Raw genomic sequence first — 24,923 nt, forward strand, 5'->3', positions numbered from 1 at the left:
AATGTCTGGTTTTTGGGGCTGAAAATAAAGTTTTGTACCTGTCCGGAATGCAGAATGGTTGCAAGGCAAGTGCCGGTTGGCACTCCAGGCAGAAATAGGCGATATGCAACTTTTCAAACACCAATCTGGCGATCGCTCCTGCAATAAGAGAGTCGTGGGATGTCAATAGGATAATTGTTACAGTGGTTAAAATCTGGTGTAACTATCCTCGCGTACTCTCATTTTGTCTCGTAAAAAATCCCGCAATCAATTCCAAAGCAGGCAAAAGGCGCATCCCCTCAAGCGTCTGATTGACTATGGACGCAACTATCGCGTTCAAATTTGGCAGGCAAGTGTTTGTTCAATTCTCAATAAAATCTTTGACTTAGCCCCACCCGCCTTAATCGGTGCAGCAGTGGATGTGGTGGTGAAGCAACAAGACTCGCTAATTGCACAATTTGGAGTCAAAGATATTTTTTGGCAACTCGTCATCTTGAGCGTCCTCAGCTTCATCATCTGGACGCTAGAATCTATCTTTGAGTACGCCTATGCCCTGCTTTGGCGCAATCTAGCCCAGGATATTGAACACGATTTGCGCCTCAATGCTTACAGCCATATCCAAGAGCTGCAACTGGCTTATTTTGAAGAGCGCAGCACTGGCGGTTTGATGTCTATCCTGAATGACGATATCAATCAGCTGGAACGCTTTTTGGATCGGGGCGCGAATGAAATCCTTCAAGTAGCGACAACGGTGATAATTATTGGCGGTGCCTTCTTTATTCTGGCTCCCAGTGTGGCTTGGATGGCGATGCTGCCGATGCCGTTTGTTCTGTGGGGTTCGATTGTCTTTCAGCATCGCCTTGCCCCCCGCTATACTGAGATTCGGGAAAAAGTCAGTCTGCTCAACAGTCGCCTCTCGAATAATTTGAGCGGGATGACAACGATTAAAAGCTTTGTCACGGAAGACTATGAAGCGAGCAGGATGGCAGTCGAAAGTGAGGCTTATCGACAAAGTAACCGGAGAGCGATCGCACTTTCGTCCGCTTTTGTCCCTTTGATTCGCATCATTATTTTAGTTGGGTTCACGGCAACGCTGTTAATCGGCGGGATGGACGCTGCTGCTGGCAGATTGTCTGTGGGTACTTACAGTGTACTGGTATTCCTAACCCAGCGGTTGCTCTGGCCTTTGACAAGATTAGGAGAAACGCTCGATCAATATCAACGGGCAATGGCTTCTACAAATCGGGTAATGAATCTGCTCGATACACCGATTGCAATTCATTCAGGACACATTTCCTTACCCGTCGCTTCAGTGCGGGGTGAAATGGAATTAAAAGATGTCAGTTTTGCCTACAATGGGCGAAATCCAGTCATTCAAAATCTCTCTTTACACATTCCCGCCGGTAAAACAATCGCAATTGTCGGTTCTACTGGATCGGGCAAGAGTACCTTAGTGAAACTGTTGCTGAGGTTGTACGAAATTCAGTCTGGAACGATGACATTGGATGGGATTGATTTACGCGATTTGAAATTAAGAGATTTGCGTTCCTGTATTGGTTTAGTCAGTCAGGATGTCTTCTTATTTCACGGCACGGTGAAAGAAAATATCGCCTACGGCAGTCCTGACGCAACTGAAGCTGAGGTAATAGAAGCGGCTAAAATTGCCGAAGCTCAAGACTTTATCCTGCAACTTCCCCAAGGTTACGACACGATTGTCGGTGAGCGGGGGCAAAAGTTGTCAGGTGGGCAAAGACAGCGGATTGCGATCGCGCGTGCGGTTTTGAAAGATCCGCCGATTCTCATCTTGGATGAAGCCACCTCCGCTGTAGACAATGAGACAGAAGCAGCCATTCAGCGATCGCTCGAACGAATTACCGTCAATCGCACCACGATAGCGATCGCTCATCGCCTCTCCACCGTCCGCAATGCTGATTGTATCTATGTCATGGAACAAGGCTTCTTAGTAGAGCAAGGACGACACGAACAACTATTAGAAGAACAGGGAATTTATGCCAGCCTTTGGAAAGTGCAGACAGGCATCAAAAATGGAAAAATTTAGCCGTTTTTTTCTTCTATTCAACCCTCGTGAACGAGCTTACCCTAGTCACGAAAATATGTAGACTGCTGCTAAATCAAAGCCTCTCGCCTCCTAGGAGAGAGGTTTGGAGAGAGGTCAAAAATGTACTGCACTCAACCGAGAACCACTCTATCTTTCTCATCCTCTTTCATCGCCTTGCTCATTGAACCTAGCACCGAAGATTTTTAGGCTTCTACGCTGCTGTTCCGTTAACCCCATTCCTTTCCCAAAATTGCAATTCTCCACCACCGCACCTGACCATATTGTTTCATTAAGAGTTGCACCCCTCAAATCCGCATTTCTCAAATCTGCTCCAGTAAAATTGGCAAACAAAAGGTCAGCTTCCAATAAACTGCTTCCCCTCAAATTTGCCCCTGATAAATCACCCCGAATAAAGTTAACTCCATCTAAATTCAAGTTAGATAAATCCGCTCCCCTGAGCTTAGGGAACTTCACCCGGCTTGTATCTCTAAAAAAATTCATGACGCAAGCTACATTTGGTTCGGTTAACGGCATTTTAGTTAAAAAATCAGCATAACGCGCTATCCCCAAGTCTTTGAGGTTCTGCAAGCGTTTTTGGGGATCTTGTGCCAAAAATTGGCTGCAAATAAAATGAAGGTCTTGCGTTGGGGCGTTTAGCATGACTGTCCAGCATGACTTCAGATAAAGGAATCTTAAGATTAAACATCTCTTACTCTAGGCAGATAGTTCCACTAACTTTGGGACGATTCCAGAAGAGAATTTTTCCTTCTCACGGTATAAGATTCAACTGGTTTATCGTGGCAAAATTAGGAATATGAACACTCTTGAACGGCTCGAAAATCTCAACCACATCCGCAGACTTAGCCGCCTGATGGATAATGCAATCCGAATCCCAGGCATCGGCTTTCGTATTGGTTTAGACCCGATTATTGGTCTGATACCAGGTGCCGGAGATATCATCAGCACCGGGTTTTCGGCTTACATCATCTATTTAGCTGCCCGCTTCGGCTTACCGCGTGAAATCCTACAAAAGATGATATTTAATATCGCCTTAGAAGCCACAGTCGGCTCGGTGCCTTTGGTAGGAGACTTATTCGATGCATACTACAAGTCAAATATCCGTAACTTGGCGCTTTTAGAGCAACATCTTCAGGTGGCTGAACCCGAACTGAATGAAGTCACCCCCCTTCAGACTGTAACGAGCATCAATTGATAGTAACGCAGCCGGAAGGAAGCGCTTCCTTCCGGCTAAAAAGCCATTTAGACTATCGTTCAATCTTGACAGAAAGAATTTTGTCTCCCTGACGAATCGCATTGACTACATTCATGTCTTCAGTTTTACCAAAAACTGTGTGTTGTCCGTCTAAATGGGGTTGAGGAGCGTGGCAAATAAAGAATTGACTCCCACCTGTATTGCGCCCCGCATGAGCCATTGATAAACTTCCTGCCTGATGCTTATTTGGGTTAATTTCACAGTTGATTTTGTAACCTGGACCACCTGTTCCCGTTCCCTGCGGACAGCCACCCTGAATCATAAAGTTAGGAATGACTCGGTGGAAATTAAGACCGTCGTAAAACCCTTTTTCAGATAAGTCAACAAAATTTTTCACCGTGTTCGGTGCATCTTTGTCAAACAGCTCCAAATTGATTGTGCCTTTGTCGGTTTCCATAATCGCGCGAGTCATAGTTTCTCCTTTTCTAATCCCTTCGGATGATTGATTGATGTGGCTAGGAATATGCCACAAACCAACCATTTTAGAATAAAAACACTCTATCTTTACTTTAGCTAATTTTAAAACGGTAATCTCTTTGACACAGATTCGCGCTTCGGACGCACGCACCAAGATCGAAGCCTATAGCACAAGTGGTACGCTATATGCGAGCGTCCGCTATAAACAGGCTACCCGCTAGTTGGACGCGGAACGAAGCCTGTCCTGTGCCTCCGGAACTGGCAATTGAGATGATTTCTCCTAACCAAACTATAAAAGAATTTGAAGAGAAGGATAAGGCTTACTTTGATGCGGGTGTGTTACGAGTTTGGATTGTCGAGCATGAAAGTTTAAGTATTAGAGTCTTTTCTCGAAATAACACAAGTGAATACACTGATAACACACCAATTATAGACTCCTTATTTCCTGGATTGGAAATAACACCAAAACGGTTTTTTGAAGAATCAGAATTAGTTTAATTTCCAGTAGCGATCGCTATTGCGTAGAACCTATAAATCTAAACTAATAAATATTAATTATTTCGGGCATCGCCAGCAGGTTTTTAAATAGCGCTGAAGCTGCCTCAGTATTTTCGTTAGGAGCTAAAAACCTGAAAGCAGAAGCAGCTAAATAAGACGGATTTTGTTCAAAAGCAATCCAACGCCGTTGCAAAGCCTCAGCCGCTGCGCCAGTCGTATTCGAGCCAGCAAAAATATCGAGGACTGTATCTCCTGAATCGGTGAGAAAGTTAATAAAAAACATCGGCAGTTTTTGAGGAAACCGCGCCGGATGTGCAGAAATTCCAACGGCTTTGCAAAGTTGAATGTATCGAGAATTGCTTTCAGTATTAGGGATTTGCAACAAGTTGGAAGGTATAGCACCGCCGTTATTAGTCGCAAAACCCGATCCGATATCGTGACCTGAAGGGCGTGCTTTGGGTTTATAGTATTTTTCAGGATTCTCGTGTAGCTTTTTCATTCGTTCCGAATAAGGAACTAAAACGTTACTCACATTCGCTTTAGGATAGTCAGTTTTTGATAGCCACCAGACAGTATTGACAGAATCCTTCGTGCGGATCTTACGTTTATTCACCCATTCAATCGGCGAAGGTAACTTAGAAGGGTTGTGCCAAAAAAACTCCTCAGCTAAGCGAAAATCTAGCTCATCGCAGAGTTTAATTAAAATCCGGTAATTGTAGAGCGATCGCACTGGACGTTTACTTTGATAAGCACCCCCAAGATCGAGGACAAAACTTCCCTGCGGTGATAGGATGCGATACACTTTTTGACAGAAGGCAAAAAGCCAATCTATATAGGCTTCCTGCTCAACATTGCCATAACTCTTTTCGCGTAGCAAAGCAAATGGAGGAGAGGTCATTACTAGATCGATTGAGTCAGATTCAAGACAATCTAGCAATTCAAGCGAGTCACCAACATAGGCAGCACCGTAATTTGTAGCATACAAAGGTTCCTTTAGATTCATCGCTGCCATTTTTCACAAATACTTTCAAAACAAATTGTATAATTAAATCAATTCTCAGCAAATACAAGCTCTTTGTAGCTTGTAGTACGTTAGAAATAACATAGGCGTAAAGTAAGAGGTCAAAATATGAACAGAGATAATCCAAAAAAGGGAAATAATCAGGAGAAAAATATTGCCTCTCCTTCACCTAGCGAACCAAAACAGGTTCCTCACACGATTGACATAGATGGGAAGCGTCCAATCGCGCCAGATAATATTCAGATTGAAGACACTCTTGACGTAGATGGACACCGACCGATTACCTCTAGTAATCTTCAGTTTGAGGACACTCTTGACGTAGATGGACACCGACCGATTGATCCAAGCGATATTCAGGTTTGTGAAACCGTGGAAATCGATGGAAAGCGCCCAATTACTTCAAATGATTTTCAGGTTCAGGGCACTGTTGACGTAGATGGGCACCGTCCAATTGGCTCTAGCAATCTTCACATTGATGAGACAATGCATATAGCTGGAAACCGCCCAGTTGCTTCAAATAATCCGGACGATCTTGACATTACAAACGATTACATGGATTAGCCTTTATAGGCTTCTTTTTACCTGTTTTATCTAGGATGCCGCATTAAAAGCCATCTGCCAGAAATCCTGCTCTAATTCAGCCACCTTTAAAAAAGCTTCTTCGGCTTGATGCTGAACAGTTTCTGATGCAGTTTGTAGCATTTCATCTGCTTGCTGTTCCAAAAGTTTTACATATTCCGTAAAACCTGGATTTCCCCAACGGTCGGCAAACTCAGCATAGGGATCTGGCATGACTCCTGGTAATTGCCAACCTTGATTATAAGCAAGCTCAATTGCCCAAAATGCAGTCGCTCGAACTGGGTGTGGCATTATCGAAAGACTGTGCATATAGTCACAGTATTCTGTGCAAGTTGATTGTTTTTGGGTATTGAGATTCAATTGTCGTTCAGAGGCTTTTGCTTTGAACCAGTTGAGTTCATCTTTCAGTGCGACTAATCCACCCAGAATGACATCAAAATGAGCGGGTGGTGCAACTGCCAAAATTTGTGCCACCATCCGCGTGAACTCTACTACAAAAAGATAATCTTGTACCAGCCAGGTGTTAAATTGCTGCGGCTGAATGGTTCCTAATTTGCATTGCACTAGGAAAGGATGCACCGTTGCTTGGTGCCAAACTTGAGTATGTTTTTGAAGAAGTTGTTGGCAGCTTAAGGTCATCTCTATTTTAGATTATGGATTAGCAGTTTATTGAAATACTGAGTATTAATACTTAATTTTAGTAGATTTTAGCGATCGCCTTCTTGTTGAATTTCTTAACTTTAGGCTGGGCTGATTTTCAGACTTTAGAGAGAGTTATTCTCTAAAGTTTTTTACTCACACTGAGTATAGAGCGTTAGGATACAACGTTACAAAAGTATAAACAAAAGGGTACTCAGAACGCAACCTCTCATAGAGGCAGTCTTTCGACTTTGAAGGCGTAAATACCATGTTTCAAAGTGTAAAAATGATGCTGGATTTGTCCAGCACACAATTTTGTTTTGCTAAAGTTTCAGTGGCTCCGAGTGGGATTCAAGCCGTGAATACCCCTATAAAAGAGGCAACACTTGTTTTTTCAAGTCCACAGTTTTTTGTTGCCTTGATTGCCGGAGTATTAATGGCATTTGCTTTCCAATTTTTGTTAACCAATTTTTCGATTGCTGCTGGAATTTCATCCGCAGAGAATCCCTTAGATTCGGATGATGATGATACAGAAACTTGGGGCGAAAAAGTTCGTAGCATTGAATCTAAGGTAGGAATTTGGACATTATTGACGGTCAATATCGCCATATTCATTGCTTGTTTTCTGGCGGTGAAACTGACTCTGATTAGCAGCGTCATTTTAGGTGCAATCACTGGCGTCGTGATTTGGTCAGCTTATTTTTTGCTGCTCCTTTGGGTGAGTTCTACGGCAGTGGGTTCCTTAATTGGTTCGGTGGTGAATACTGCGGGTTCAGGGATGCAAGGGGTGATGGCGACAGCCAGCACTGCGCTTGGTGGGAGTGCGATGAATAGGCAGATTGTTTCTACTGCTGAAGCATCCGCCGCCGCCGTTCGCCGGGAATTGAGTTCGTCTCTCGATCCGGATAGCTTGCGAGAAACAATTAAGGATTACTTTACAGATTTGCAACTGCCAAAGCTAGACATCAATAAGGTTCGCAGCGACTTAGAAAAGTTACTGAGCGATGTTGATGTGAAATCTATTGCGGGGAATGACGTTTTACGCAATGTCAATCGCCAAACTTTTGTGGATTTAGTCAGTAGCCGCAGTGATTTCTCTAAGCAGGAGGTTAATCGGATTGCGGATCAATTGGAAGTTGTTTGGCAGAAGGTATTCGGTCAACAACAGCCAACACAAACAGATCCGCAGGTTGAATTACTCAACTTTCTGAAACAAGCCGCTCCAGAGGAGTTGAAATCTAATGAGCTTTCTGCCAAGCTTTCTCAACTTGTTGGAGTTGGACAAGGCAAATCAGAGCGCAGTCATGGCAATGGCTTGATGGAACACTCCATGCAGTTGGGTGTAACTGCGTTACTGGGAGAAGTCATGAAGCGGACGGATCTCTCCGATTTAGATGTGGAAAAAATTTCCAGCCAGTTGCAACATTTGAAAGAGCAAGCAACTAAACAAGCTAAAACGGTGGGGACAAAAGTTGCCGATAAGGTGCCTGCGCCATCTTTTAGCACGATTAAGGCAGATGTAGAAAACTACCTGCTAAATTCCAAACCTTGGCACTTGAACCGAGAAACGATTAAGCAGGAATTTAGAGAAGTTATTTACGATTCGGATGCAGCTCCTGGAAAAGTTCGGCAGCAGATCGAGCAATTGAATCGGGACTATTTTGTAAGGGTGCTGGAAGCACGGGGTACTTTCACCTCCGAGCAAGTTGCGGATATTGCTGAGCAGATGGATAGTATTCGGCAGGAAGTTTTTGAAACTGTCCAGGGTGCGGAATCTCAAGAACAGTCGCAAGACCTCCGCGATCGCGTTGAACATTATCTGCACTCGACGGGTAAGGAAGAACTAAACCCAGAAGGCATTGAGCGCGATTTCAAAGCACTTCTAGAAGATCCAGATGCTGGGATTGATGCTTTAAGCGATCGCCTCTCGCAATTCGACCGCGATACTTTAGTGCAACTCCTCTCTCAACGAGAAGACTTGAGTCAAGAGGAAGCCGATCAACTAATCGGTCAGTTGGAAAGTACGCGCGATCGCGTCTTGTCTCAAGCTCAAGAATTGCAAGACCGCGCCAAATCTGAAGCGGAAGGACTGTGGCAAAGGGTAGAATCCTATCTGCGCGATACTCACAAAGAAGAACTGAATCCTGAAGACATCAAGCGAGAGTTGCAAACGCTTCTCAATGACCCTCAGGCAGGAGTTGCCGCACTCCGGACGCGACTTTCTCATTTTGACCGCGATACGCTGGTGCAATTGCTTAAGGGACGCGGCGATCTGAGCGAAGAACAGATTGATGGAACAATCCATCAGATCGAATCAGTGCGAGAGAGTATTCTGCACGCACCGCAACAATTAGCTGGTCAAGCAAAGGATCGCTACGACCAAGTGACGAACCAGATTGCTGAGTATCTGCGAAACACCAACCTGGAAGAACTCGATCCGCAAGGCATCCAGCAGGATTTGGCAAAACTCCTGAATGACCCGAAAGAGGGCAGTTTAGCGCTCAGAGAAAGACTGTCTCACGTCGATCGGGAAACCTTGGTGAAGCTGCTGAGTCAACGAGAAGACTTGAGCGAAGAGCAAGTCAATCGAGCAATCGATCGGCTGCAAGAGGCGATTCGCAGCATTGTCAAAGCGCCGCGACGCTTGGCAACCCGTGCCAGAGACACGGTTCAGAATTTCCAAACCGATTTGGAAGATTACCTGCGGAACACGAACAAACAAGAACTCAACCCGGAAAGCATCAAACGAGAGTTGCAATTAATGCTGAACGATCCCCAAGCGGGGTGGAAGAATATCAGCGATCGCTTCTCTCATTTCGACCGTTCCACCTTTGTTGCACTCCTATCGCAACGAGAGGATATCTCAGAGGAGGAAGCCAACCGGATTGTCGATCAAATTGAATCGGTTCGCCATCAGTTTGTCGAACAAGCGCAGAATGCCCAGCACAAAGTGCAATCGGTGCTTGACGGAGTTTTTGGCAAGATTCGCAATTACCTCAACTCCCTGGATCGTCCAGAACTCAATTACGAGGGAATTAAGCGCGATTTCCGCAAACTCTTTGACGATCCGCAAGCTGGATTCGACGCGATGCGCGATCGCCTCTCGCAATTCGATCGGGACACTTTGGTGGCTCTGTTGAGTTCCCGCGAGGATATTTCTGAAGCGGATGCTAACCGACTCATCGACCAGATTGAAGGGGTGCGCGAGAGTACGATACACCGCGCTGAACGCTTCCAGCAGGAAACGAAACGACGCATCAAAGACCTCAAGCGCAAAGCGAAGCAGCAAGCAGAGGAAACCCGAAAATCTGCTGCAACCGCTGCTTGGTGGCTCTTTGGAACCGCGCTAACTTCTGTCGCCACCGCAGCGATCGCTGGAGTCATCGCTGTATCCGGTTTCGCTTTCTTTAGCTAAAGCTTTAACGATTTCCAAGCAAGTTAAGCCTCCTTTTCAGGAGGCTTTTTCTTACATTTTGCATCCAGCTCAATCCTTTCTCTGGAAAAGCTTGAGATTTCCTAAGTCATCGCCGCCGGGATGTTCGATTGATCAAACCGAGAGCGGCTGCCAAAAGAGCTGAACCAATAATTGACCAGATAATTGGGAAGGATTTCCCTCCAATATTGAGAGCAAATATCACCGGAAGATTAAACTCTTTGGCTACCCACAATCCAATGTATGCACCAATAATCCCGACAATTATCGAGAGTAGACAGCCCCCTGCCGAGTAACCCACTAACGCTTGCCCAGTGCCGCCGCAGAACGCAGCAATGACCAACAATACTAGAAACTCGATTGGCGTCATTGTTCCTCCAGTACCGGAGTGATGAAACTGCTAATAGGTTCGCACAAGTAGGTGCTTTTTCAGGAAAGTTGTGGATTCAGAGCAATGAAGGCGATCGCTCTCTAAAATCTCATTCATGGCTTGCTCCTACTCCAGCCAACCGGCAACTTCCAGATTTAAACTCCAGGGGAGAGCTTTTGTACCATAGATTTATTCGCCCATCCACTTACATCGCTCATCGTCATGGTAGGCACCGGAACCCAACTCACATTACAGGAATTTCTAGCTTTACCTCAAGGAGATGTAACCTATGAGTTTGTAGATGGTCAGGCAGTGCCTAAAGTGTCTCCTAAGCTTTTTCATTCTGTACTACAGTCAGCTTTGTGGGTTCTCATGGGTGCCTGGTGTAAAGGACGAGGACGAGTTGTTCAAGAATGGGCAGTGCTGTTGAAACGTCATGGTCAAGACTGGGCACCTATACCCGATTTGACTTACATTTCTTACCAACTCCTACCCGCCAGTTGGAAGCGGAACGAAGCTTGTCCTGTGCCTCCTGAACTGGTGATTGAGATTATCTCTCCAGACCAAACCCTGAAAGAATTTGAAAATAAAGCGAAAGACTACTTTGACGCTGGTATTTTAAGAGTCTGGGTTGTAGATCCTGAAGCGATGAATATCCGGGTATTTTTCCCAGATGGGTCGAACCAACTTTACACAGATACTACGCCCATTGTGGATACCCTGCTTCTAGGTTTGGAACTAACGCCCAGACAGATTTTTGAACAAGCAGAACTGATTTAATGGTTCCACTGCTACAGATGCTACAGATGCGATCGCTAAATTATGAATCACTACTTTGCCACAGTTGCCCGTGGTCTAGAGCCTACTGCCGCTGCTGAACTGGAACGTCTAGGGGCAAAGGAAGTTCGTCCTGATTTTACTGGAGTACATTTTGTTGGCGATAAAGCATTGCTATACCGGGTGAATCTCTGGGCAAGGACAATTTTTCGAGTGCTAGTCCCCATCCATGAATTTGCCTGCTATGACGCCCAGATGCTCTACCAAGGGGTGCAAAACATCTCCTGGGATGAGTATCTACGCCCCAACAACACCCTAGCTGTGGACTGTACAGGGGGCAATCAAAAACTTAACCACACCCACTTCACGGCTTTACAAGTTAAAAACGCCATCGTAGACCAACAGCGTGACAAATCAGGTCACAGGTCTAGCGTTGATACCGAAAGTCCAGATGTGCGGATTAATGTCCACATCCATCAAGACCGTTGCATTTTAAGTTTAGACAGTTCGGGTACAAGTCTCCACCGCCGGGGATACCGACCCGCAATGGGACTGGCTCCGCTTAAGGAGACGCTGGCGGCGGCTATCCTCGACATGGCAGAGTGGGATGCGAATCTTCCCTTTTTAGACCCGCTATGCGGCTCTGGAACTCTCCCCTTAGAGGCAGCTTTAAAAGGTTTGAATATTGCCCCCGGATTATTTCGCGAAAATTTTGGCTTTTTCAGCTGGCTGGACTTTGATGAAGCTCTGTGGGACGAGATATGGGCGGAAGCTGAAAACAGCGAAATCTCAGACTTAAAAGCACCAATTTGGGGGAGCGACAAAGACCCTGATATCCTAAGCCAAGCTCACACGAATGCCCAACGGTGTGGCATTGAAGATAAGCTAACGTTTACGCAAACCGAATTATCCCAATTAGAAGCACCCGCCGACAGCGGCGTTCTCATCTGTAATCCTCCCTACGGAGAACGTCTGGGAGATGAGAGAGAATTGGGCGAACTCTACAAAATGCTTGGTGATGTTTTCAAACAACGCTTCAAAGGTTGGACTGCCTTTGTTTTGACCGGAAACAAAGAGTTATCGAAAAGAGTGGGACTCAAAACATCTCGCCGCATTCCTGTTTATAACGGTTCTTTAGCGTGTACTTTGCTCAAGTACGAATTGTATTAGAAATTAAAGCCAGTGGAAGAGTCGAAAGCATTCATCTTTCTCCCCAATTCTGTTAAGACTCAATCTCAGCGAGTTCCATCCAGCGTTCAGTCGCAGTATCAATAGCCTGAGTTAAAGTTTCCACCTTTTGATAGAGTTCCCCAACTTGGGCGACTTTGCCAGGAGCTGCATTATAAAGTGCTTTCTCTGCCTCAGCTTTTTCGGTTTCCAATTGAGCAATCTTGGCTTCAAGTTTTTCAAACTCGCGCTTTTCCCAAGTTGAAAGCCTACGCCGTTTGTTGTTATTGTTACTAGAGGGTTTTGGCTCTGCTGGACGTACTTGGGGCGGCGCTGAATTTGAGCTATCTTTAGCATTGGCAGCTTCGCGCAATGCTGCTTCTTCTTCGGCTTTCTTGTAGTCCAAGTAAACTGAGTAATTGCCTGGATATTGGCGCAGATTGCCACCCTCTTCAAAGGAAAATATTTTGTCTACAGCGCGGTCGAGGAAGTAGCGATCGTGGGAGACACAAATCATACAGCCGGGGAAATCTTCTAGATAGTCTTCTAGCACCGCCAGGGTTTGAACATCTAAGTCATTGGTGGGTTCATCAAGAATTAGAACATTGGGCGCACTCATCAAAACGCGCAACAGAAATAGGCGGCGTTTTTCCCCACCCGAAAGTTTATGAATCGGGGCATATTGTTGATTTCCGGGGAATAGAAAACGCTCCAACATTTGGGAAGCCGTAATCTGAGTTCCATCGGCAATCTTGAGATATTCTCCAACTTCTTTAATGTAGTCAATCACTCGCAAATTTTCATTTAATGCAACGAGTAATTCTTCAGAGTGCTGGTTAAAATAGCCGATGTGAATGGTAGAGCCAATGTCAACGTTTCCAGAATCCGGTTGAACGCGCCCGGTGATAATATCCATCAAAGTCGATTTGCCTGCACCATTCCCCCCGATGATGCCGATACGATCTTCGGGACTAAATGCATAGGTGAAATCTTTGATTAAGGTGCGCCCATCGTAGGCTTTAGAAATATTAGTTAAATCAATAACTTTTTTGCCAATCCGACGACTCAGAGTGGAAATATCGACTTTGCCCTGAGTTTGTTTAAACTCAGTTGCTTGCATCTCGTGGACGCGATCGATCCGAGCCTTCTGCTTGGTACTCCGGGCTTTTGGTCCTCGCTTCAACCATTCCAACTCTCGGCGAAGGACTCCCTGATGTTTGCGTTGGCTGCTGACAGCAGACTCTTCAGCGAGTGCTTTTTTCTCTAGATAGTAGGAATAGTTACCTGCGTAGGTGTAGAGGTCGCCTCGGTCGATTTCAAGAATTCGGTTGGTGACGCGATCGAGAAAATAGCGGTCGTGAGTGATGAGCAGAATTGCTCCTCGATAGCGGTTCAAATAACTTTGTAACCACTCAACAGATAGAGCATCTAGATGGTTGGTTGGTTCATCCATCAACAACACTTCGGGTTCTGAAAGTAAAGCGGTTGCCAAAGCAATTCGCTTGCGATAGCCGCCGGATAGACTCGCAATTTTAGCGTTAAAGTCTTCAATTCCCAGCTTGGTGAGGATGATTTTGGCATTTGTCTCCAGTTCCCAAGCACCCGTGGCATCCATCTGCTGCATGACGGTAGAAAAGCGGGACATGAGCTGGCTATCTTCTCGATTGTGAGCCAGTTTGTCTGACAGTTCCTCATATTCGCGGACGAGAGACATTTGCTCTCCGCTATCAGCAAAGACTTGCTCTAGAACTGTGAGATTTTCATCTAAGTCGGGTTGCTGGGGTAAGTAAACAATCCGCACGCCAGAATTGACTAAAAGTTGACCGCCGTCAATCGGTTCTAGACCGGCTATCATCTTCAACAGCGTTGATTTTCCGGAGCCATTCGTACCGATTAGACCGACTTTATCGGTGGCATCAAGGCTAAAGCTAGCATCTTTTAAAATTTCTTTGATGCCAAAGTCTTTTTTAACTGATTGCAGTGTAAATATGCTCATTTTATTCTCAACTTTGTTTGGAGGGAGTAGGTGTTGCCTGTGAGTTGCGTAGGTTGAGGGGGAAGCATTCGGGAGTGTGATTTCTTGTCGTATGTTTATGTTTATCCCCCAAATCCTTCGCCCCTACAAAATCATCTATGTAGGGGCGAAGCATGAGCTTAACGATGTGTTAGCTGGCAACCTTTAATTTTATTCGCTTATGCTTCGCCCTTGTTTATTCCGAAAAGGCGAATCCACCCCCTAATAAAACTATTGAGGGGCAGTTGCCTCCTGAAGATTACCCAGGTTGAAGAGGAATGGGATACTGCTATTAGAGTCACCACCCGTGACGAGAACTTTTGGCATTTGGGAACCTCCTTGTCTCCATGCTTCGATCGCTTCTTTCTGAAGAACTAGTCCACCCCCTTGTTGCTTCAGAGTTTCAGCTAAAAGTCGTTGAGCCTCAGCTCTACCTTTAGCGCGATTGATGTCTGCTTGGGCTTCTTGTTCAGCTTCTTGCGCCACATAGACTGCTCGTTGTGCCCGCTGTTCGGCGATTTGTTTTTCCTCAACTGCTCTCGCAAACTCTGGCGAGAAAGTTAGGTCAACTACACTAGTATCTAGCACGATAATTCCGTACTTATCTAACCGTTGACCCAAGGCAGTATCAAAGTCTTGTTTCAGTTCCTCTCTTTTAGTAATTGCTTCTTCAACGGTTCTTCTAGCCGCTGCTACTTTAAAGGATTCCTGAGTCTGCGGTGCAATAATTTTTGACACGATATTCTCTAAGGTTCCTTGTTTCCTTCTCACTTCAACGACTTGGGTAGGGTCGAGACGAAAGTTGATGGCAAATCTAGCAGTTAAATCCTGTAGATCCTTGGTGGAACTCTGCGCCGGAACTTCAAATTTTTGCACGGTCAAATCATAGATGTCTACGACTGATATCAGTGGTGGTTTGAGGTGGATGCCCTCTAGCACGGCTCCATCTCTCGCTTTCCCTAAGATGCTGATGACTCCTGCCTGACCTGGGTTAATAATTACAAAAGAATTGAGACTAATGAAGAGGACTAAGGCAGTGATAATCCCTAGAATTGATAATTGTAAATTCTGCGCGTACTGATTTTTCAAGAGCCGATCTCCTTTTGTTTTGGTGTGACTCAGGGGTTATGGTCTGCCACCTCTACTTCTGTATCACCCTTCTCCACGGTAAACTAAAACTCATGTTTACCCGTTTTCTACCATCCGCAGCTCAAGCGCTGACAGAATCCACCTCGATAGCCCTAGCAGAGAGTATCGAGCAGACTGCGATCGCAACTCCTCTGTCGCCACAGGCGATCGCGACTACCTACGTTCATCAGGGTAGCGGTGGAACGCCCATCCTGTTACTGCATGGCTTCGATAGCTCTATCTTCGAGTTTCGTCGCCTCCTGCCACTGCTGGCAGCCCAAAATGAAGCCTGGGTTGTCGATTTGCTGGGTTTCGGCTTTACCGAACGACCGGCTGGGCTCCCGTTTAGCCCAACAGCCATTAAAACCCATCTCTACTACTTCTGGAAAACGCTGATTAACCAGCCAATCGTTCTCGTGGGAACTTCAATGGGGGGTGCAGCGGCAATTGATTTTACCCTCACCTACCCCGAAGCGGTGCAAAAGTTGGTGTTGATTGATAGCGCTGGTTTCGCGAGTCCCCCCAACATCGGCAGGTTGTTGTTTCCTCCCATCAGTTACCTGGCGACTTCATTTTTGCGAAATCAGAAAGTGCGCGATCGCATTTCACGCAGTGCTTATCACGATCAAAGCTTTGCCTCTCTCGATGCCTTGCTCTGTGCGGCGTTGCACCTGGATCTCCCCAATTGGCATGATGCCCTGATTGCATTTACCAAAAGCGGAGGATACAACTTTTTGAGCGATAAAATTGCCCAAATCGACAAGCCGACGCTGATTCTGTGGGGAGAGTTTGACAGGATTTTAGGGACGGCTGACGCAGAGAAATTTAAAAGAGCGATCGCACTTTCTCAACTCATCTGGATCGAGAATTGCGGTCACGTTCCCCACTTGGAACAGTCCCGGATTACTGCCCAGCATATTCTAGAATTTTGCTAAATTTTTAGCTTTTCCTTCTTCTTGCCCTTTGACTTAATTGCCCTCGATTCAATCGTAAACTCTGGAATATCCTGGAGTTCCGCTTCACACAAGCTGTACTGCTCACAAACCAAACTGAGGCGAACCCCTGAACTGGTCACTTGATTCACTGAATGAGTTAAATCGCCCTGAAAATCTAGCAGCGTGTTGGCTTGAGGGCGGATTTGTCCTACATTACGCTTCTGGCAGCGTAACATTAACTCTCCTCCCATCAAGTCCCGTGGCACTTGAACATAGAGGACACTCACCCTTGCTGGCGGTTCGATACTCTTGCAGTAAGAGCGCAAACTGCGGTCAATGTGAGGATCGACGCGCGAACCCTCCTTCAGCATCAGAGGATTGAGATAGAACGCATTACACGCGGAGTGCAAAGCCACGTTGAGATAAGGTTTGAAAAAGGGAAAACTTCGTTCAACTTCGCTCAAGCCCGAACGCTGAAATACAACTGAAAATCCCTTCGTGCCGATAAAATCGCGGTTCAAGTTATTAACCGCAAAATACGGACAAGCGAGAATCTGCCCCTGCAATTCGCTCAGGTAGTCAGGCTCAAAAACTTGGTGCTGTAGGCGGTAGTAGCTCAAGAAACTCTCAGAAAATGAAATGTCCTTCTGTTAGTTGTATCGCTTGTTGCACCTTATTGGGTAGATTTCACCACGCCATCCCGGCTCTTTCAAAATTAAGTAAATTATTTTTACAGAAATGGATAAATCAGCAATTTAGGAATTAATAGGTTTACCCTACTTTGTATCCATCATTGTTTCAGGGAAATGGTGCGACCATGATGCTGAACACATACAAAGTAGAAGAGTGGGATGCCAAGCTGTTTCTGAACCGCTGTGCTAAAACACATCACCGTCAAGACATTCTTCTCTACCTTGCTGTTAGCAATGATTGTTCCCACCTGGAAAACTTAGCCGCCGAAGTTCAAAATAATTTTCATGGCTGGTTTGACAAAGACAAGCCGATTTCAGAAGGCGCGAACGACCTGAGTGTCATTGTCAACTGCTGCCAACAAAGCCCCATCGGTAAATTGCTGCCGGGTGCCCTCTACGTTCATGTATCAGCACTTTCTCACCTCGACCCTTTGCTGAGGCTATACGAGGGCTATGCCAGACGAACGGTAGGACGTATTGATGGCGCTACCCTAATTAAATTCAATATTGAGCAGCCTAAAATCTCTTACTTGTTCTATCCTGACTTTGATCCCGACCCGCATCCCGCCTTACAAGCTAGCATCCAGATTGATGTTCGCGACGGGAGTTCAACTTATCGAGACTACAGTACCAGCGACAATCCCCCGGTTCTCCACCGCAAGGAAACCTTTGTCACTCCCGATTATCCCCACTACGAAAAATTTGCCAACCTCACTCGCCAGGAAGAAAAATTGCGGCTTTTAGACAAAACCCGTGGCATTGGAACGCTTCGGGGTTGGTTAGAATGCTTACAAGATTATGGGGTAGAAATTCAGGGTCATCAAGTTATTCGGCAGAAGACTGGAGATAACTTACATCCAACGTCTCTACATTCGACACTGCCTAAAATAGAGCGTCACAAAGCTGCAATTGCTCGCAAAAATCTTTCTCGCCCCGTGCGTCTGGCTTTAGAAGCTGGCTTATTTAGTGAAGATAGCACTTTCTTTGACTATGGTTGCGGCTACGGAAGCGATATTCAGCACATAGCGGAAAAGGGCTACACCAGCGCTGGATGGGACCCTTATTACTCTCCAGATACCCCCCGTACCACCGCTGATATTGTTAATCTCGGTTATATCATCAATGTCATTGAACGTACAGATGAGCGTCGAGAAGCATTATTAAACGCCTGGGAGTTAACAGGAAAAGTCCTGATTGTTGCTGCACTGGTTTTAATTGATGACCGAGGCGCGGGTCAAGTTGCCTACGGCGATGGGGTAATTACTCGCCGCAATACTTTTCAGAAATACTACGAACAGGAAGAACTGAAAATTTATATTGACCAGGTTCTTAATGTTAATGCGGTGCCAGTTGCACTTGGCATTTACTTTGTTTTCCGAGATGAAAGCCTTGCCGAAGCTTACCGCGCCTCTCGCTTTCGTTCCCGCGCCACAACTCCCAGAGTGCGTGCCAATATCAAGCGATTTGAAGATTATCAGGAAATGCTGGCACCGCTGATGGCTTTTGTCACCGAACGCGGTCGTCTGCCTGTCAAAAATGAAAAACCAGAATTAGAAAATTTGAGGGCTGAATTTGGCGGGTTTCGCCGTGCCTTCCAGGTCATTTTACAAGCAACCGACCAAAAAGAGTGGGATGCGATCGCTCAAAAACGCCGCTTAGACCTTTTAGTTTATCTCGCACTAGGCAAGTTCAATCATCTGAAGCTCAAACAAATATCACCAGAAGTCCGTAACGATATCAAATGTTTATTCGGTAACTACGACGAAGCCTGGGAATTAGCTGAGGAAATGCTATTTAGTCTAGGCGATCCCGGTGTAATTGCCCACTGCTGTCAACAAAGCTTGGTTGGCTGTACCAGTGGTTTTAAATACGCACCTCTCTATCCTAGTTCCTTCATGGTTCATGTTTCAGCTTTTTCCGAACTCGAACCGTTGCTGCGCCTCTACGAAGGCTGCGCTAGTCGTACAATTGGACGCATGGATGAAGCTACACTAATTAAATTCCACACCTATAAACCAAAAATTTCATATTTGTTCTACCCCAATTTTGACACTGACCCTCATCCGGTTCTGCACACCAGTATGCAAATCGATCTGAGAGATTTGAGCGTCAGCTATCGAGATTACGAAGATGATGTTAATCCACCAATCTTGCATCGAAAAGAAACGGTTGTCCAACCAGATTATCCTGGCTATAAAAAGTTTGCAAAACTCACCCAACAAGAGGAAAAACGGGGACTCTTAAAAGATACCCGTGCCATCAGAAATCTTCAGGATTGGCAACAATGTTTAGAAAGCCACTCTTTAGAAATCCAAAATTATTGTCTTCGTCGGCGTACAGATACTGGTCCGATTCAAGGGCAAAAAATAACAATAGTTTGTGAAGAAATGAAAAACTAAAAAAGGCAAATTTATAAAAAATAAAAACAATATATGATTAGAATAAAACTACCTAATTAAGTTGCTAAGCATTGAATGCGGCAAGTCATTAAGAAACAATTCTTTTAAGACCAAACACTATTTATTTTTTCGCAACAGATGCGACTTTACTCGATAGACTGTTTCCGCAATTGCTTTGCCAACTTAACCCAATGTTCAATTCCTTTCTGTGTCGGTTGTCTTGACGCTGTAAATGTTCTGATATCTCTCTTGTGTTGAGCGCCATAACTAACATGAATCGGTTTATCGATTCCGTAAAAATAAAGAGAATCAAAGGGTAATTCTTGATTTAATATCCAATCAACAAGCTGAGTGCTAGATAAACCTAAAATAATAAAATCGCAGGCAGCACCTCGCCGTTGGCAGTAATATTTACCATTTTTATTCACTTCATGCGCCATGTGCTGGTCTAGTTCCGGTGCAACTCGACCATTTTTATGACCTGTCTCTGGATCTTTTTTATCTAGGTGTCTTTTTAAGTCCTTAGAACAAAAACCATAAGTTAGGCAAAAATTATTAGCGCCAAAGAAATCAATAATTGGATCTAAAATAAATTGATTTAGCTTTTGTAGTGCAGGTAGCGTTTCTTCAGGATTTTGAGGAAATGGATAAATTTTGGATACGTACTTTTGATAAGTCTGGGTGCAGGTGCAAAAATCCTCTAAAGTAAGGTATTTTCCCAGAGAAACTTCTTTCATAGTTGAGGAACTATCGTGCATCAAGATTACAATAAGCTAGTACGCGATCGCATTCCCGAAATCATTCGTCAAGCAGGGCGAGAGTGCGAAGTAGAGGTAATGTCAGAGGCAGCGTATCACCAAGCATTGCGAGATAAACTCATCGAAGAAGCGCAAGAAGCCGCTGAAGCTACTGCTCAAGACTTAGTGAAAGAACTCGCTGACCTATACGAAGTCATCGATGCCTTGTGTGCAGCTTGTCAAATAGAGCGTTCCTCCATTCTGGTAGAACAAGAAAAACGACGTTTAGAGCGAGGTGGCTTTGACCAGCGCTTTCGATTATTGTGGACTCAGTAGCCGCGAAGTCGATACGGTAGAGGTATGGATAATCCGCTACACCTGCTAGACATCGCCGAGTCTTATCTAAGAAAATCGGTTGCACCATTAGCCACACAGATAGATAGCAGCTCAGAAGCACTACGAGAGGCACTCAAAGGACTTGGCGAACGTTCGTTACTAGCGTTGCGAGTTCCCCAAGAGCGGGGTGGTTCCGAAGTCAGCGAACAGACTTTTCGGATTTTCCAAGAGCTAATCGCAAGATACTCCGGCGCTTTGGCATTCTTGCAGGCTCAACATCAAAGTGCTGGCGGGATGCTTGCTACCAGCAAAAATTCTTCTCTCAAATGCCAGTATCTTCCCCATATGAGCAACGGGGAGATTTTAGTCGGCGTCGGCTTCTCTCAATTGCGGCGGCAGGGCGACCCAACAGTGAAAGCCTTTCCGGTTGAAGGGGGATATCATCTAGAGGGACAAGTGCCTTGGGTAACGGGCTGGGGCTTGTTTCAAGAGTTTATTGTCGCCGCCACACTCCCCGATGGGAGCGCAGTCTTTGGCATCGTGCCCTTTGCTACGAGTTATCAGGAGATGGGGGGTGCAATTACATTTACCCAGCCAATGCAACTGGCAGCAATGACCTCAACCAATACGGTCACTGCAAATCTTACCAGTTGGTTTTTGCCGCAAGAGCGTGTCGTATCTGTCAAGCCTGCGGGTTGGATTCGCGAAAACGACTTGAAGAATATCCTTCATCAAGGCTTTTTTGCTTTGGGATGCGCTAGAGCTGGACTTGATATTCTAGAAGCTGCCGCTCAAACCAAGCCAAACGCCTTTATTTCCATAGCTTTTAAGTCACTCGACCAGGAACTCACCGCCTGTAGCACTGCCATCAGACATCCCCCTAAGCCCTTTGCAGATCGTCTGCAAATCCGAGCATGGGCAATTGATTTAGCTGTGCGGTGTGCCCATGCTGCCGTTACGGTTTCCAGTGGTGCCGCCAACTACAGCCACCACGCAGCACAGCGAGTTTACCGCGAGGCACTGGTGTTTACTGTTTCCGGTCAAACTACGGCTGTAATGGAGGCGACGCTCAACAGGTTGGTGCGTTCAGAATCCGCACTTTATCTCAACTCTGAGGAGGCTCACCCTGGGAACGAGAAACAGCAACTTGAAACTTATTCCTCATCCGATTAATCTATGAATCGCCAAGAAGTTGAAGATAGAACGATTCTGATTGCTTTGACCGGTTCCAGGGGCTACGGTTTAGCGACTGAAACCTCAGACTATGACTATCGCGGCATTTTTGTGGCAACCAAGCCTTATTACCTAGGATTTTCTCAAATTGAACAAAAGGATAGAGGTTGGACAGAAGAGCCAGGAAAATTCTCTTATTTGACTAAAGATACTTCTATTTATGAGCTGAAAAAATTTTTAGAACTGTCTGCCGACAACAATCCAAATATTTTAGAGCTTCTCTGGTTCAAAGATTATGTTCTTTTAACTGAAGTCGGCAGTACCTTGAGACGTCATAAACAGATGTTTCTGTCAAAAAAGGTGAAACATACTTATGCGGGATACGGTTATGCCCAAATAAAAAAATTAGAGTCTCACCGCCGCTGGTTACTTGAACCACCAACCAGAAAACCTGAGCCAGAAGACTTTGGGTTAGAGCCTGCCCAACCGCTGATGGTGGGAGAGATTCATGCGTTTTTAGAATATCTCTACTTGTTAATTAGAGACCGGATTCAGTTTTTGGAGAAAGCGCAAGAACTTTATACTTTACTAACTGCCGAAATTGATTTTAAGGGAGTATTGAAGCAATATGCTTTACCAGAAGAACCGCTAGAGTACACCCGTAAACTTACCAACAGCTCGGAAGAATTTATTCAACTACTACAAAAAAGTCAGCAGTATCAAAATGTCCGCCGAGAATACGATAACTACCAACAATGGAAGAGAAATCGCAATCCAGCACGGGCAGTGATGGAAGCTAAAGTGGGGTATGACTCTAAATTTGCGATGCAGGCTATCCGGTTATTAAGAACAGGTATCGAAATTTTAGAGACACAAACCTTAGTAGTCGATCGCCGGGAGACCGGAGATGCACGGGAATTGCTAGCCATTAAAAACGGCGAGTATCGCTATGAAGAAGTCATGGCGATCGCTAACAATTTGTACACAGGACTCGATGAAGCCTACGCTAAATCTACTCTGCCTAGAAGTGTAAATAGAGAAGCAATTAATCAGCTTTGTATTGATTTAGTGGCAATGCAAGGGTGGTAAGGCTAATCGCGGACAACGTTTTGTCTTTTGCAAATTTTGCTTTTACTTTGTACCTTGTACCTTTTTTTGCCACTGGTCAATTGTTTTCTGGGCAGTCATATAGGTGGGTGTGTCTTTCGGGACTAAAGCCGCCGTCTGAATGGCATCTTTCAGTCTTCCATCAGAGGCGCGAGTCTGCGCTGTCTGATAAATCGTATTGCTCCACTGGGCAATTAACTGTTGTGCCTCGGTATATCCAGGTTGATCGGGGGGGACTTTGCGAACAGCGGCGATCGCGCGAGTGTAAGAAGAAGCTTGCCCGGGTTGAATTAATCCTTGAGCAGATTGGAGAAGGATTTTGTTGGTTCGCTGCTGCTGTGCTTTTTCACGCCAGCTGGCGATCGCTCCTTGAGCTTCTTTATAAATAGACTGATTTTCCACTGGAACCAGTCGTGCCGCTGCGATCGCCTTATCAAACTGCCCTTGTTTTGCCCGTCCGTTGGCTAAATCCAGAATCACACCGCTCCAGCGTGCAATGTCTTGCTGTGCCTGTTCGTAGAGGGGTTCACCAGGTTTTATGTTCTGGGCTTGTGCGATCGCCTGACTAAACTGAGAAGCTTGATTTGGGACGATCAAAGTTCTTGCTTTATCCAACACCGCTTGATTCGCTCCTGCTTGGACCTCTGTGCCCCCCAGCCCATTCTGGGATTCAGAAGCTGAAGAAGCTGACTGTAAGGATACAGCCGTCGGTGTGGTGCTGCCAGGAGTGGCATCTGTTGAGGTGTTTATTGCCTGTTGACCGATAAATGCGGCTCGGTTCCGGAGAAATACCCCCCCTATCAATGCCACTACCAGTGCGATACCACCGCACCACAAAAGCATATTCAGCCACCAGGGTGTGTCATCGACTACCTTTGTCGATTTCCCACTTGTCTGGGGGACGATAGCACCTTGACCGATCCCTGAACGGATGCCGGAGCTATAGTTTGTCTGGGATGCTTTAGAAGTCTGCTTCTGGGTCAAGGCGGCTCCACCAGATGCGCTATTATGCGCCACTATATCCGGAGTAACCTCTTGACGATCCATGCTTCCGACGTTGTGCGTACCTGAGCTGGAAGCGATTGGAGGCGTATCTGAAGCTAATGTCACATTCCAGTTCATCACTCCGTTCGGGAGGAGGGTTGGGAGCTTGGAGTTACTTGCCGAAGGGGGTATTGCACTCACAGGTATCTGAACGGGTCGCCAGTGGTGTTCGCTCAACTCCGGCAAGTGCGATCGCAGATAACGCTCCAGACTCTCCAAAGTCTTGCCTTGGTTATATCGCAGTCCTTCTAGCAGTACTGCTGTAAATAATCCATGACCCACTGAAGACGCTTCGTAAGAAAACTGGTCAACTTGGCAGGACAGTAGTGTGGCAATACCCATTGTTTGGGCTAATTCCAAAGTTTGCGCCCCTACCTTTGCACCTGCTTGACCGCCCTGACTGCGGTTTATATCTAGCAGCACCAAAATATTTTTAGCCGCCGACTCTTTGAGAGTGGTAAAGAGCGATCTTACTGATATACCAGTTTCCGCTATTTCATCTGGGTTTCCTTGACTGGGCATCAGGTAATCCTCCCCGTCGAGAGTCACTCCATACCCACTGAAAAAGAACCAGAGCGAATCATCAACGTTTACTGGCGCATGGCACCACTCATCAAACCAATCTAGCAGGTTTTCCTTTGTAGGGTAGGTTGACTGATCACTAATCGGCGGTGAGGTGTCCGTTAACAGCAGACACTCGTCTGCTGACCATCCAGCTTCGTCAACCAGAAATTGCCACAGCGTCTGTGCATCCGCTTGGGCATAGCTAAGAGGCTGGAAAAACTGATATTGATTGATGCCAATTGCGATCGCCCAGTGATTTGCCATGACCCATGCCCCAGATATCTATTAGAGAGGGTATCCCCTAGAGAGGGTATCCCCAAAATAGCATTTACTAATACGCAAACTACACGAAACGGCTTCATTTTGCATTCGCACAGGGGAAACAAAATAAAAACAGCGTGCATTAGCTCAATCCTATAATAAAGGGTCGCTCTTAAAGATAAAGAGCGACCCTTTATTATTTACTCTATCTGGAAATTAACCTGGCACTGAGCTATTTTCCCAGGCAGTCACCCGCCGAGTATCTTCGCCGCAGTTGCGTTTCACCTCCGAGTTCGGGATGGAGTCGGTGTGGTTCCACAA

Annotated in this window: 22 protein-coding genes and 1 rRNA gene; 12 read left to right on the forward strand and 11 right to left on the reverse strand. The window is 45.7% G+C overall.

The genetic code is table 11. From position 1 onward, the window contains the following. The first annotated feature begins 223 nt into the window (after positions 1-223). Positions 224-2,038: an ABC transporter ATP-binding protein gene (locus H6H02_RS20030; protein WP_199329378.1), complete on the forward strand. Its 1,815-nt coding sequence runs from the start codon at positions 224-226 to the stop codon at positions 2,036-2,038. A 156-nt stretch (positions 2,039-2,194) separates the two neighbouring features. On the opposite strand, the gene H6H02_RS20035 is transcribed toward H6H02_RS20030, so the two are convergent. Further along, positions 2,195-2,698: a pentapeptide repeat-containing protein gene (locus tag H6H02_RS20035; RefSeq protein ID WP_190820993.1), complete on the reverse strand. Its 504-nt coding sequence runs from the start codon at positions 2,696-2,698 to the stop codon at positions 2,195-2,197. Between the two features lie 154 nt (positions 2,699-2,852). On the opposite strand from H6H02_RS20035, the gene H6H02_RS20040 reads away from it, so the two are divergent. Next, positions 2,853-3,251, forward strand: coding sequence for a DUF4112 domain-containing protein (locus H6H02_RS20040; RefSeq protein WP_190411506.1), 399 nt, complete (start codon positions 2,853-2,855; stop codon positions 3,249-3,251). Positions 3,252-3,303: 52 nt separating this feature from the next. Here the strand turns inward: H6H02_RS20040 and H6H02_RS20045 are convergent, their stop codons facing one another. Continuing rightward, positions 3,304-3,723 (reverse strand): peptidylprolyl isomerase, encoded by a 420-nt coding sequence (locus H6H02_RS20045; RefSeq protein ID WP_190411505.1) that lies wholly within the window; start codon positions 3,721-3,723, stop codon positions 3,304-3,306. A gap of 191 nt (positions 3,724-3,914) precedes the next feature. On the opposite strand from H6H02_RS20045, the gene H6H02_RS20050 reads away from it, so the two are divergent. Continuing rightward, entirely contained in the window at positions 3,915-4,226 is a 312-nt protein-coding gene (locus tag H6H02_RS20050; RefSeq protein ID WP_190820995.1) for a Uma2 family endonuclease, read from the forward strand. A gap of 43 nt (positions 4,227-4,269) precedes the next feature. On the opposite strand, the gene H6H02_RS20055 is transcribed toward H6H02_RS20050, so the two are convergent. Continuing rightward, positions 4,270-5,229, reverse strand: coding sequence for a site-specific DNA-methyltransferase (locus H6H02_RS20055; RefSeq protein ID WP_190821040.1), 960 nt, complete (start codon positions 5,227-5,229; stop codon positions 4,270-4,272). A 126-nt stretch (positions 5,230-5,355) separates the two neighbouring features. On the opposite strand from H6H02_RS20055, the gene H6H02_RS20060 reads away from it, so the two are divergent. Further along, positions 5,356-5,808, forward strand: a complete 453-nt coding sequence (locus H6H02_RS20060) for a hypothetical protein (RefSeq protein ID WP_190820997.1) — start codon at positions 5,356-5,358, stop codon at positions 5,806-5,808. Positions 5,809-5,838: 30 nt separating this feature from the next. On the opposite strand, the gene H6H02_RS20065 is transcribed toward H6H02_RS20060, so the two are convergent. Beyond that, complete coding sequence (locus H6H02_RS20065; RefSeq protein ID WP_190821000.1) at positions 5,839-6,465, reverse strand: TenA family transcriptional regulator; 627 nt, start codon at positions 6,463-6,465, stop codon at positions 5,839-5,841. A gap of 268 nt (positions 6,466-6,733) precedes the next feature. Here H6H02_RS20065 and H6H02_RS20070 point away from each other — a divergent pair, with 268 nt between their 5' ends. Further along, positions 6,734-9,880, forward strand: coding sequence for an MFS transporter (locus H6H02_RS20070; RefSeq protein ID WP_190821002.1), 3,147 nt, complete (start codon positions 6,734-6,736; stop codon positions 9,878-9,880). 106 nt (positions 9,881-9,986) lie between these two features. Here H6H02_RS20070 and H6H02_RS20075 read toward each other — a convergent pair whose 3' ends face one another. Further along, positions 9,987-10,268, reverse strand: coding sequence for a hypothetical protein (locus tag H6H02_RS20075; RefSeq protein ID WP_190411499.1), 282 nt, complete (start codon positions 10,266-10,268; stop codon positions 9,987-9,989). A 222-nt stretch (positions 10,269-10,490) separates the two neighbouring features. On the opposite strand from H6H02_RS20075, the gene H6H02_RS20080 reads away from it, so the two are divergent. Further along, a complete protein-coding gene (locus tag H6H02_RS20080) occupies positions 10,491-11,048 on the forward strand; it encodes a Uma2 family endonuclease (protein ID WP_190821004.1) in 558 nt (185 codons plus the stop codon). 42 nt (positions 11,049-11,090) lie between these two features. Then, on the forward strand, positions 11,091-12,215 hold the full coding sequence (locus tag H6H02_RS20085) for a THUMP domain-containing protein (RefSeq protein ID WP_190821006.1): 1,125 nt from the start codon (positions 11,091-11,093) through the stop codon (positions 12,213-12,215). Positions 12,216-12,267: 52 nt separating this feature from the next. Here the strand turns inward: H6H02_RS20085 and H6H02_RS20090 are convergent, their stop codons facing one another. Continuing rightward, entirely contained in the window at positions 12,268-14,208 is a 1,941-nt protein-coding gene (locus tag H6H02_RS20090; protein WP_190821008.1) for an ABC-F family ATP-binding cassette domain-containing protein, read from the reverse strand. Positions 14,209-14,457: 249 nt separating this feature from the next. Further along, positions 14,458-15,315: a prohibitin family protein gene (locus H6H02_RS20095; protein WP_190821010.1), complete on the reverse strand. Its 858-nt coding sequence runs from the start codon at positions 15,313-15,315 to the stop codon at positions 14,458-14,460. 92 nt (positions 15,316-15,407) lie between these two features. Between H6H02_RS20095 and H6H02_RS20100 the strand changes: the two genes are divergently transcribed. Beyond that, positions 15,408-16,289: an alpha/beta hydrolase gene (locus H6H02_RS20100; protein ID WP_190821012.1), complete on the forward strand. Its 882-nt coding sequence runs from the start codon at positions 15,408-15,410 to the stop codon at positions 16,287-16,289. On the opposite strand, the gene H6H02_RS20105 is transcribed toward H6H02_RS20100, so the two are convergent. Further along, positions 16,286-16,909 (reverse strand): 2OG-Fe(II) oxygenase, encoded by a 624-nt coding sequence (locus H6H02_RS20105; protein WP_190821014.1) that lies wholly within the window; start codon positions 16,907-16,909, stop codon positions 16,286-16,288. The two genes, H6H02_RS20100 and H6H02_RS20105, sit on opposite strands and share 4 nt — an antisense overlap. A gap of 197 nt (positions 16,910-17,106) precedes the next feature. Here H6H02_RS20105 and H6H02_RS20110 point away from each other — a divergent pair, with 197 nt between their 5' ends. Further along, positions 17,107-19,380 (forward strand): DNA phosphorothioation-associated putative methyltransferase, encoded by a 2,274-nt coding sequence (locus H6H02_RS20110; protein ID WP_199329380.1) that lies wholly within the window; start codon positions 17,107-17,109, stop codon positions 19,378-19,380. Between the two features lie 146 nt (positions 19,381-19,526). On the opposite strand, the gene H6H02_RS20115 is transcribed toward H6H02_RS20110, so the two are convergent. Beyond that, the gene (locus H6H02_RS20115; RefSeq protein ID WP_190821016.1) at positions 19,527-20,117 is read right to left on the reverse strand and encodes a hypothetical protein; all 591 of its coding nucleotides are present in this window, start codon (positions 20,115-20,117) and stop codon (positions 19,527-19,529) included. A gap of 15 nt (positions 20,118-20,132) precedes the next feature. Between H6H02_RS20115 and H6H02_RS20120 the strand changes: the two genes are divergently transcribed. Genes H6H02_RS20120 through H6H02_RS20130 form a run of 3 tightly spaced genes read left to right on the forward strand, consistent with a single transcriptional unit; the run spans position 20,133 to position 22,715 of the window. Continuing rightward, positions 20,133-20,453 (forward strand): nucleoside triphosphate pyrophosphohydrolase, encoded by a 321-nt coding sequence (locus tag H6H02_RS20120; protein ID WP_190821018.1) that lies wholly within the window; start codon positions 20,133-20,135, stop codon positions 20,451-20,453. Positions 20,454-20,477: 24 nt separating this feature from the next. Then, positions 20,478-21,626 (forward strand): acyl-CoA dehydrogenase family protein, encoded by a 1,149-nt coding sequence (locus tag H6H02_RS20125; RefSeq protein ID WP_190821020.1) that lies wholly within the window; start codon positions 20,478-20,480, stop codon positions 21,624-21,626. 3 nt (positions 21,627-21,629) lie between these two features. Continuing rightward, complete coding sequence (locus H6H02_RS20130; RefSeq protein ID WP_190821022.1) at positions 21,630-22,715, forward strand: nucleotidyltransferase domain-containing protein; 1,086 nt, start codon at positions 21,630-21,632, stop codon at positions 22,713-22,715. A 42-nt stretch (positions 22,716-22,757) separates the two neighbouring features. Here H6H02_RS20130 and H6H02_RS20135 read toward each other — a convergent pair whose 3' ends face one another. After that, a complete protein-coding gene (locus H6H02_RS20135; RefSeq protein WP_190821024.1) occupies positions 22,758-24,605 on the reverse strand; it encodes a caspase family protein in 1,848 nt (615 codons plus the stop codon). A 216-nt stretch (positions 24,606-24,821) separates the two neighbouring features. Then, a 5S ribosomal RNA gene (rrf, locus tag H6H02_RS20140) occupies positions 24,822-24,923 on the reverse strand; the annotation flags it as partial.

Source organism: Coleofasciculus sp. FACHB-1120, assembly GCF_014698845.1.
Classification (GTDB): domain Bacteria; phylum Cyanobacteriota; class Cyanobacteriia; order Cyanobacteriales; family FACHB-T130; genus FACHB-T130.